Origin of the sequence: Streptomyces telluris (genome assembly GCF_024519335.1) — a bacterium.
Lineage (GTDB): Bacteria > Actinomycetota > Actinomycetes > Streptomycetales > Streptomycetaceae > Streptomyces > Streptomyces telluris.
The window spans coordinates 104,015-114,921 of record NZ_JANIID010000012.1 but is presented as its reverse complement, the minus strand read 5'-3'; the positions used below and the strand labels follow the sequence as shown (position 1 = coordinate 114,921).

Below are 10,907 nucleotides of genomic sequence, written 5' to 3'. Positions count from 1 at the left end.
TCAGGAGATGCCGAGTTCGTCGTCGAGGAGCTCGTACAGCTCCTCGTCGCTCGCCGAGCTGAGGTCGTCTTCGTCCTCGGCTCCGCCGGCGCCTCCCGGATCGGCCGGCTCGTTCCCGTTCCAGCGGGCGAGCAGTGCCTGGAGACGCATGTTGATCTTGGTTCGGGTGACGTTGTCGACGCCGTCCGCTCCGGCGCCGTCGAGGGCCGCGGCGAGGCGGTCGATCTCGTCGAGCACCGACATGCTCCCGCCCGTGCCACCGGGCAGGTCCTTCAGGACCCGCTGGGCGAGCACCGCCGGCGTCGGGTAGTCGAAGACCAGCGTCGCGGGCAGTCGCAGCCCGGTGGCCTTGTTCATCCGGTTGCGGAGCTCCACGGCGGTCAGCGAGTCGAAGCCCAGGTCGCCGAAGGCCTGGTCGGGCTGGACGGCCTTGGCCGAGCCGTGTCCGAGGACGGCGGCGACCTCGGACCTGACCAGGTCCAGCACCAGCTCTTCGCGCTCGCTCTCGGGCAGGTCCGCGACGCGCTGCGCCAGCGGTACGGCGGCTGCCCGGTCCGTACGCCGCGGCCTGCCGCCGACGAGCGTCCTGAGCAGCGGCGGCACCGGGGCGGCCGCGTTCCGCAGGGCGGCGAGGTCCAGCCGTGCCGCCACCACCAGGGGCTCGTCCAGGGCGAGCGCGGCGTCGAGGAGTTCCAGGCCGTCCTCGTCGGACAGCGGCAGCACGCCGCCGCGGGCGAGCCGGGTCCGGTCGGCGCCGCCGAGGTCCTCGGTCATGGCGCCGGTCCGCTGCCACAGGCCCCACGGCAGCGACACCGCGGGGAGTCCCTGCGCCCGGCGGCGCCTTGCGAAGGCGTCCAGGAAGGCGTTGGCGGCGGCGTAGTTCGCCTGGCCGGGGGTGCCGAGCGTGCCCGCGAGCGAGGAGAAGAGGACGAACGCCGACACGTCGCCCGCCAGTTCGTGCAGGTTCAGCACCGCGTCGGCCTTGGGGCGCAGCACCGCGTCCAGGCGCTCCGGGGTGAGCGAGCCGATGACGCCGTCGTCGAGGACACCGGCCGTGTGCACCACGGCCGTCACCGGCGTCCTTGCCAGTACCCCGGCAAGGGCGTCCCGGTCGGCCACGTCGCAGGCGGCCCAGTGCACCTCGGCGCCCGAGGCGGTGAGGTCCGCCTGGAGCTCCGCCGCGCCGTCGGCGTCCGCGCCGCGCCGGCTCATCAGCAGCAGGCTGCGCACGCCGTGGGCGGCGACCAGGTGCCGGGCGACGAGTCCGCCCAGGGCGCCGGACGCGCCGGTCAGGAGCACCGTCCCGGTTCCGAAGTCCGGGTTCCCGGACTTCGGGGCGTCGGCGCCGGCCCTGGCGAGCCGGGGCAGCAGGAGCGCGTCGCCGCGCAGCGCCGCCTGGGGCTCCTCGGAGGCGACGAGCCGGGGGACGGCCGTCGCCGCAGTCTGCTGCCAGTCGCCGTCCTGGCCGGTGTCGAGGAGGACGATGCGGTCCGGGTTCTCGGACTGGGCCGACCGCACCAGGCCCCAGGCAGCTGCCTGTACCGGATCGTTCTGAGCCGGATCCTTCTGAGCCGAGTCGGCCTGTGCCGCGTCGTCACCGGCGGCGACCGCGCCCCGGGTCACGAGGACGAGGCGGGTGGTCCGCTCCTCGGCCAGCCACCACTGCACCAGCCCGAGCACCTCGGCCAGGACCTCCCGGACCCGCTCGGCGTCGGTGCCCGAACCGGCCGGGCAGGGGACGACGACGGCATCCGCATCCACCTCCGCCCCGGCCCCGGTCTCCGCCTCGATGGCGGAGCGGAGGGCGGCGATGTCGTCGTAGGCGCGTACGGCCGGGACGTTCGCCTCGGAGGGTGCGGCGAGCGGTGCCCACTCCACGGTGAACAGGGAGTCCCGGGAGTTCGTACGGAGCTGGTCGGCCGACACCGGGCGCAGCGTCAGCGATTCCACCGAGACGACGGGCCGGCCGGTGCCGTCGGCGGCCTCCAGCCGTACCGCGTCCCCGCCTGCCTGCGAGAGCCGTACCCGCAGGGCGGCCGCTCCGGTTCCGTGCACCGTGACGCGGGACCAGGCGAAGGGCAGCAGGGGCCCGTCGGCGGCCGGTACGAGCCCGCCCGCGCCCAGTGCGTGCAGGGCGGAGTCGAGCAGGGCCGGGTGCACGCCGAACGCGTCCACCTCGGCGTGCGCTTCGTCGGGGACGGCCAGTTCGGCGTAGACGGCGTCGTTGGCGCGCCAGGCGGCGCGCAGCCCCTGGAAGAGCGGGCCGTAGCTCAGGCCGAGGTCCGCCAGGCGGTCGTAGAAGCCGTCGAGGTCCACGGGCTGCGCGTCGGCCGGGGGCCAGCTGCTCAGGTCGGTGGCGGAGGGGGCTCCGCCGGTGGCGAGGGCGCCGGTGGCGTTGCGGATCCAGGGGCCTTCCCCGGCGCGCGAGTGCACGCTCAGCGGGCGGCGGCCGGATTCGTCCTGCGCGCCCACGAGGACCTGGATCGCGACGCCGCCGTGCTCGGGCAGCACCAGCGGTGCCTGCAGGGTCAGCTCCTCGACCTGGTCGCAGCCGGTCTCGGCCGCGGCGTGGGCGGCCAGTTCCACGAAGGCCGTGCCCGGCAGGATCACCGTGCCCAGCACCGCGTGGTCGGCCAGCCAGGGCTGGGCCTGCAGCGACAGCAGCCCGGTCAGCAGGTGGCCGCCGGCGTCGGGGAGTTCGACGGCCGCGCCCAGGAACGGGTGGTGGGCGGAGTCCAGCCCGGCCGCCCGTACGTCACCGGTCGGCGCGCCCGCTTCCAGCCAGTACCGCTCGTGCTGGAACGCGTACGTTGGCAGGTCGACGCGGCGGGCTCCCGGCAGGACGGCGTCCCAGTCGACGGCGACGCCGTGCACGTGGGCCTGTGCCAGGGACAGCAGCAGCCGGTGCCGTCCGCCGTCGCCGCGGCGCAGCGTCGGTACGACCACGGCTTCGGCCTCGGCGGCCTCGATGGCGTCCTGGATGCCGGCCAGCTGCACGGGGTGCGGACTGACCTCGACGAACACGTCGTGCCCGTCGGCCAGGGCGGACCGGATCGCGTCGTGGAACCGCACCGTCCGCCGCATGTTGCGGTACCAGTAGCCGGAGCCGAGCTCGCCCGCGTCCAGCTTCCCGCCCGTCACCGTGGAGTAGAAGGGCACGGTGCCCGGGAGGGTGCTGATGCCGGCGAATCCCTCGGCGGCCTGCTCCTCGACCCGTTCGATCTGCGGCGAGTGCGCGGCGTAGTCGACGGCGACCTTGCGGGCCTGGATCCCCTCCGTCGCGCAGTGCGCGAGGAGTTCGTCCAGGGCGTCGGTGTCTCCGGAGACCACGACGGTCCCGGGCCCGTTCACGGCGCCGATGCCCAGGCGCCCGGCCCAGCGGCCGATCAGCTCCTGTGCTTCCTCGTCGGGGAGGGTCACCGAGGCCATGCCGCCGCGGCCCTGCAGCTCGCGCACCGCGAGGCTGCGCTGCGCCACGATGCGCGCGCCGTCCTCCAGCGAGACCGCTCCGGCGATGACGGCCGCGGAGACCTCGCCCTGGGAGTGTCCGACGACCGCGTCGGGGGTCACTCCGAAGGAGCGCCACACCTCGGCGAGCGCGATCGTCATCGCCCACAGGACGGGCTGCAGCACGTCGACCCGGTCCTGCTCGGCATCGGAGGTGCCGCGCAGCACCGCGGTCAGGGACCAGTCCACGTGCGGCGCGAGGGCGCGCTCGCAGGCGTCGATCCGCTCGCGGAAGACCGGGGAGGTCTCCAGCAGTTCGGCGGCCATGCCCACCCACTGCGACCCCTGTCCGGGGAAGACGAAGACGGTCTTGCCGCCGGCGCGTGCGGTGCCGGTCACGACGCCGGGCGGCGTGGAGCCGTCCGCTACGGCGGCCAGCCCCTGCCGGAGCTCCTCGGCGGTGTCCGCGACCACCACGGCGCGGTGTTCGAAGGCCTGCCTGGTCGTGGCCAGCGAGTACGCCGTGTCGGCCGCCGGGACCGAGGCGTCGCCGTCGGTGTCGCCGTCGGTGTCCTCCAAGAAGGCTGCGAGACGGGTGGCCTGTGCCCGCAGGGCCGCTTCGGTCCTGCCGGACAGCACCCACGGCACGGCCGTGCCGGAGTCGGGCGCCGGGGGCAGCTCGGCTGCCGCGGGGGCCTGCTCGATGATGGTGTGCGCGTTGGTACCACTGACGCCGAACGACGACACGGCGGCGCGGCGCGGGCGGTCCGACTCCGGCCACTCGACGGCCTCGGTCAGCAGCCGTACGTCACCGGCGGTCCAGTCCACGTGCGGGGTCGGCTCGTCGACATGCAGGGTCGGCGGCAGCACACCGTGGCGCATCGCCATGACCATCTTGATGACACCGGCCACGCCCGCCGCGGCCTGCGTGTGGCCGATGTTGGACTTCAGCGACCCCAGCCACAGCGGCCGGTCGCCGTCCCGCTCCTGGCCGTACGTGGCGAGCAGCGCCTGCGCCTCGATCGGGTCGCCCAGCTTGGTGCCCGTGCCGTGCGCCTCGACTGCGTCGACGTCGGCGGGTGCGAGTCCGGCGGAGGCCAGGGCCTGCCGGATGACCCGCTGCTGCGAGGGACCGTTGGGGGCGGTCAGACCGTTGGACGCACCGTCCTGGTTGACGGCGCTGCCACGGACGACCGCCAGCACCTGGTGGCCGTTGCGCTCGGCGTCGCTGAGCCGCTCCACGAGCAGCATGCCGACGCCTTCGCCCCAGCCGGTGCCGTCCGCACCGGCCGCGAACGCCTTGCAGCGGCCGTCGGGCGACAGACCGCGCTGACGGCTGAACTCCACGAAGACCGTCGGACTGGCCATGACCGTAACGCCGCCGGCCAGGGCCATCGTGCACTCACCGCTCCGCAGCGACTGAACGGCCAGGTGCAGGGCGACCAGCGACGACGAGCACGCCGTGTCGACCGTGACGGCCGGGCCTTCCAGGCCGAAGGTGTAGGACACACGCCCGGAGGCGACGCTGCCGGAGCCTCCGGTGGTGAGCAGGCCCTCGACGCCCTCGGGCAGTTCGCGCGGGCCCTGACCGTAGTCGTGGTACATCAGGCCCGTGAAGACCCCGGTCTTGCTACCCCGCATCGTCGCCGGGTCGATCCCGGCGCGTTCGAAGGCCTCCCAGGACGCCTCCAGCAGCAGCCGCTGCTGCGGGTCCATCGCCAGCGCCTCGCGGGGGCTGATGCCGAAGAAGCCGGCGTCGAACTCGGCCGCCTCGTGCAGGAAGCCGCCGTCACGCGCGTAGGTCTTGCCCAGGCGCTCCGGGTCCGGGTCGTACAGCCCGTCGACGTCCCAGCCGCGGTTGTCCGGGAACCGGGAGATGCCGTCCCGGCCCGAGGCCACCAGCCGCCACAGGTCCTCCGGCGAGCGCACCCCGCCCGGGAGCCGGCAGCTCATGCCGACGATGGCGATCGGTTCGTCGATTGCGACGGCGGACTGCCGCGTCGTGGCGGTGGCCGTGGCCGTGGCCGCCGGGGCTTCGCCGACCAGTTCGGTGCCGATGTGGCGGGCCAGGGCGGCGGGCGTGGGGTGGTCGAAGACGAGGGTGGCGGGCAGGCGCAGGCCGGTGGCCGTGGACAGCCGGTTGCGCAGTTCGACGGCCGTCAGCGAATCGAAGCCCAGGTCCTGGAAGGCGTGCGCGGGCTGGACGGCCCGGGGCGAGGAGTGCCCGAGCACGGCGGCGACCTCGGACCGGACCAGTTCCAGGACGGCCTCGTCGCGCTCGTCGCCGGTCAGCCCGGCGAGACGGTCGGCCAGTGATCCGGTGGTGGCGCGCCGGGCGGTGCCGCGCGTGGTGACGCGGACGAGTCCGCGCAGCAGTGCCGGTACGGATCCGGCCGCCTGGTTGCGCAGGGCCACGGTGTCGAGGCGGACCGGTACGAGCACGGGCTCGTCCGAGGTGAGCGCCGCGTCGAACAGGCGCAGGCCGTCCTCGGTGGAGAGCGGCAGCACGCCCGAGCGCGCCATCCGCGACCGGCCCGCCTCGTCGAGGCCGTCGGCCATGGCGCCTTCCTGCTCCCACAGGCCCCACGCCAGCGAGATCGTGGGCCTGCCCTGGGCGCGGCGGTGCCGGGCGAAGGCGTCGAGGAAGGCGTTGGCAGCGGCGTAGTTGCCCTGGCCGGGGTTGCCGAAGACGCCCGCGGCGGAGGAGAACAGGACGAACGTCGTGTCCTCGCCGGCGAGCTCGTGCAGGTTGAGCACGGCGTCGGCCTTGGGCTTCAGGACGGCGTCCAGGCGCTCCGGGGTCAGGGCGGCGAGCACGCCGTCGTCGAGCACGCCGGCGGTGTGCACGACGGAGTCGACCGGAGTTCCGTCCAGCAGCCGGGCGAGGGCGTCGCGGTCGGCGATGTCACAGGCGGCCCACGTCGCCTCGGCGCCGAGAGCGGTGAGCTCGGCTTCCAGCTCCGCGGCGCCCGGGGCGTCCGCACCGCGGCGGCTGACCAGCAGCAGCCTGCGCACGCCGTGACCGGTCACGAGGTGCCGGGCGAGGGTTCCGCCGAGCGCGCCGGAGGCGCCGGTGAGCAGCACGGTGCCGAGGCCGGCCGGGGCGGTGCCCCGGGGAGAGGCGGAGGCCGTGTCCTCGGCGAGGCCGGAGGCGGCGTCTTCCGTTGCCGGGGAGGCGGCGCCTTCCGTTGCCGGAGATGCCAGGTCCTTCCCCGCCTGAGCGGCGGCGTCCGCGCTCGGCGACGCATGGTTCTCCCCTGCCGGGGACGCCGAATTCTGCGTCGCGTTGGACGCGGCGCGAACCAAGCGCGGTGCGCTCGTCTCACCGTCGCGGACGACGACGTGCGGTTCGCCGGAGTGCAGAACACCGGGCACGAGCCCGTCGGCGTCCGCCGGGCGGTCGGCTTCGAGGAGCACGATCCGGCCGGGGTTCTCCGCCTGCGCCGAGCGCACCAGTCCGCCCGCGGCGGCGTGGGCGAGGTCGTCGCAGCGCGCCACCAGCACGAGGCGAGGCGTGCGCTCCTCGGCGAACCAGCGCTGGAGCAGTTGCAGCACCTCGGCGGTGACCGCGCGGACCCGCTCGGCCTCGGAGGCCCCTTCCGGGCCGTCGGGGCACGGAACCACGACCGCGTCCGGCTGCGTCGACGCGTCGGCGCCGTCCAGTGCGGCGGCGGTGTCCGGGGCGTACGTGACGGTCGTCCCGTCCGTTTCCTCGGACGGCAGGGTCAGCGGTGCCCACTGGACCGCGAACATCGCGTCGCCGTCGCCGGAGCGCTTGCGGAGCTGCTCGGCGGACACCGCGCGCAGCGTCAGCGCCTCCACGGATGCCACGGGCTCGCCGGCGGCGTCGGCCACGAGCAGGGACACCGTGTCCGGACCGGCCGGCGACAGCCGCACCCGTACGGTGGACGCGCCCGTGGCGCGAACGGACACCCCGGACCAGGCGAACGGCAGGAGCGGTCCGTCCGCTTCGTCCACCAGGGAGCCGTCCGCACCGCCCGCGCCGATCGCGTGCAGCGCCGCGTCCAGGAGTGCGGGGTGCAGGAGGAAGGAGCCGGTGTCCGTGCCGTCGGGGAGGGCGACCTCGGCGAAGACCCCGTCACCCGCGCGCCAGGCGCTCCGCAGGCCGCGGAACGCCGCGCCGTAGGCCAGGCCGAGACCGGCCAGCCGGTCGTAGAAGCCGTCGAGATCGACCGGCTCGGAATCCGTCGGCGGCCACGCCGTGAGGGCCTGTCCGGCTGCCGGGGCGGTCGCCTCTTCGGTGACGAAGCCGGTGGCGTGCCGTACCCACGGCAGGTCGGTGTCGTCCTCGGGGCGCGAGTGCACGGTCAGCGGCCTGCGGCCGGAGTCGTCGGCCGCGCCGACCCAGACCTGGACGGCGACGCCGCCCCGCTCGGGCAGCACCAGCGGCGCTTCGAGGGTGAGCTCCTCCAGCAGTTCGCAGCCCGCTTCGTCGGCGGCGCGCACGGCCAGTTCGACGAACGCGGTGCCCGGCAGCAGGACGCTTCCGAGGACGGCGTGGTCGCTCAGCCACGGGTGCGTACGCAGGGACAGCCGGCCGGTCAGCAGCCGCTCGTCACCGCCGGCCAGGGAGACGGCGGCGCCCAGCAGCGGGTGGTCGGCGGAGCCCAGGCCGACGGCGCGCACGTCGCCGGGCGCGGACGGGGAGGCGTCGAGCCAGTAGCGCTCGTACTGGAAGGCGTAGGTGGGCAGTTCCACGCGCCGGGCGCCGGGGAAGAAGGCGTGCCAGTCCGGCGAGACGCCGTGCGCGTGCAGTTCGGAGACCGCGGCGACGAGTGCGGCCCGCTCGGGGCGCTCGGCGCGGAGGACGGGCACGGTGACGATCTCGTCGTCCAGGCAGCCCTGGGCGAGGGCGCTGAGGACGCCGCCGGGGCCGATCTCCACGAAGGTGGTCACGCCCAGCTCGTGCAGGGCCCGGACACCGTCGGCGAAACGGACCGCTTCACGGACGTGCCGGACCCAGTACTCGGGGGTGTACGGCTCGGCCAGGCGGCCGGTCAGGTTGGACACGACCGGGATCTGCGGCTGCTCGAAGGTCAGCCCACGCACGACCTGCGCGAACTCCTCCAGCATGGGGTCCATGAGAGGCGAGTGGAAGGCGTGGCTGACCTTCAGGCGGGAGGTCTTACGACCCTGCTGCTTGAAGACCTCGGCGATTGCGATGACCGCGTCCTCCGCACCGGAGACCACGACCGACTGCGGCCCGTTGATCGCCGCAATGCCGACCCCGTCGGTCAGATGCGGAAGGATTTCATCCTCGGTCGCCTGAACAGCCACCATCGCACCGCCCGCAGGCAGCGCCTGCATCAACGCAGCACGCGCCGACACCAGCTTCGCCGCATCGGCGAGGGACAGCACACCCGCCACATGAGCCGCAGCAATCTCACCAACAGAGTGACCGGCCACGTAATCCGGCCGGATCCCCCACGACTCCAGCAGGCGGAACAGCGCCACCTCGATCGCGAAAAGGGCGGGCTGGGCGGCGCCCGTGCGGTGCAGTTCCTCCGAGTCGACGTCGATCGGGGCGTCGAGGTGCGCGCAGACTTCGTCGTACGCGGCGGCGAACGCCGGGTAGGACGCGTACAGTTCGCGCCCCATGCCCGGGCGCTGCGAGCCCTGGCCGGAGAAGAGGAATCCGACGCGCCCGCCGGTTCCCGACTGACCGCGCGCCACGCCCGGTGCCGGGGCGCCGGAGGCCACGGCCCGCAGCCCCTCGGCGAGCTCCGCCGGGGTCTCGCCCTGCACCACCGCGCGGTGCTCCAGGGCCGTGCGCGTCGTGGCGAGCGAGAAGGCCACGTCCAGCACGGAGACCTCGGCGTCGTCCGCGCGGGACAGCAGGCGTTCTGCCTGGGCACGCAGGGCCTCTTCGGTCTTGCCGGAGATCACCCACGGCACCGGCCCGCCCTCGGCCGGGAGCACGGCCTCGGCGGCGACGGCCTCCGTGACGGTCTCCGTGGCGGACTCCGTGTTCTCGGCGCCGTCCTCCGGGGCTTCGGTTTCCTCGGTGAACGCTGTGGCCGACGGGGCTTCCTCGATGATCGTGTGCGCGTTGGTGCCGCTGATCCCGAAGGAGGAGATCCCGGCCCGGCGCGGCTGGTCCGACACGGGCCAGGGCGTGGTCTCGGTCAGCAGCCGTACGGCGCCCGCCGACCAGTCGACGTGCGGGGACGGCGCGTCGACGTGCAGCGTGCGCGGGAGTTCGCCGTGGCGCATGGCCATGACCATTTTGATGATGCCGGCCACGCCGGCCGCGGCCTGGGTGTGGCCGATGTTGGACTTGATCGAGCCCAGCCACAGCGGCTTGTCGTCGGTACGGCCCTGCCCGTACGTCGCGAGCAGCGCCTGGGCCTCGATCGGGTCGCCGAGGCGCGTGCCCGTGCCGTGCGCCTCCACGGCGTCGACCTGGGCGGTGGTCAGCTGTGCGGCGGCCAGGGCCTGGCGGATCACCCGCTGCTGCGAGGGGCCGTTGGGGGCGGTCAGGCCGTTGGAGGCGCCGTCCTGGTTGACGGCGGAGCCGCGCACGACGGCGAGCACCTCGTGCCCGTTGCGGCGGGCGTCCGAGAGGCGCTCCACCAGCAGCAGGCCGGCGCCCTCGCCCCAGCCCGTGCCGTCGGCGCCGGCGGCGAAGGCCTTGCAGCGGCCGTCCGGTGCCAGTCCGCGCTGGCGGCTGAAACCGACGAAGGTGGCGGGGCCGACCATCGCGGTGACGCCGCCCGCCACGGCCAGCGAGCACTCGCCGTTGCGCAGTGACTGAACGGCCAGGTGCAGGGCGACCAGTGACGACGAGCAGGCCGTGTCGACCGTGACGGCCGGTCCTTCGAGGCCGAACGTGTAGGCCACACGGCCGGAGGCGACGCTGCCCGAGGTGCCGGTGCCCAGATAGCCCTCAAGGTCTTCCGGGGAGTTCTGCAGGGCGGCGAGGAACTCGTGGTTCATCACTCCGGCGAACACGCCGGTCCGGCTCCCTGCCAGCGAGGCGGCGTCGATGCCGGCCCGCTCGAAGAGTTCCCAGGACGTCTCCAGCAGCAGCCGCTGCTGGGGGTCCATGGCGAGCGCCTCACGGGGCGAGATCCCGAAGAGTCCGGCGTCGAACTGCGCCAGGTCCCGCAGGAACGCGCCCTCGCGGGCGTAGCTGGTCCCGCGGTTCTCCGGGTCCGGGTCGTAGAGCGCGTCCAGGTCCCAGCCGCGGTCGGCGGGGAACTCGGAGACGGTGTCCTGTCCGCCGGCGACCAATTCCCACAGGTCCTCGGGCGAGTTGACGCCTCCCGGGTAGCGGCAGCTCATCCCGATGATGGCCACCGGCTCCCCGGCGGCGTCCTCGTAGTCACGAAGGCGCCGCCGGGTCTCCTGGAGATCTGCGGTGACTCGCTTCAGGAAATAGCGGAGCTTGTCCTCGTTCGCCACCGAAATCGTCCCTCACCCTTGCGGAGAATTACCGG

At 74.3% G+C, this 10,907-nt stretch carries 1 protein-coding gene; it reads right to left on the bottom strand.

Going from position 1 to position 10,907, the window contains the following annotated elements:
• On the bottom strand, positions 1-10,872 hold the full coding sequence (locus tag NQU55_RS15555; RefSeq protein WP_256790731.1) for a type I polyketide synthase: 10,872 nt from the start codon (positions 10,870-10,872) through the stop codon (positions 1-3).
• Between the last annotated feature and the right edge of the window lie 35 nt (positions 10,873-10,907).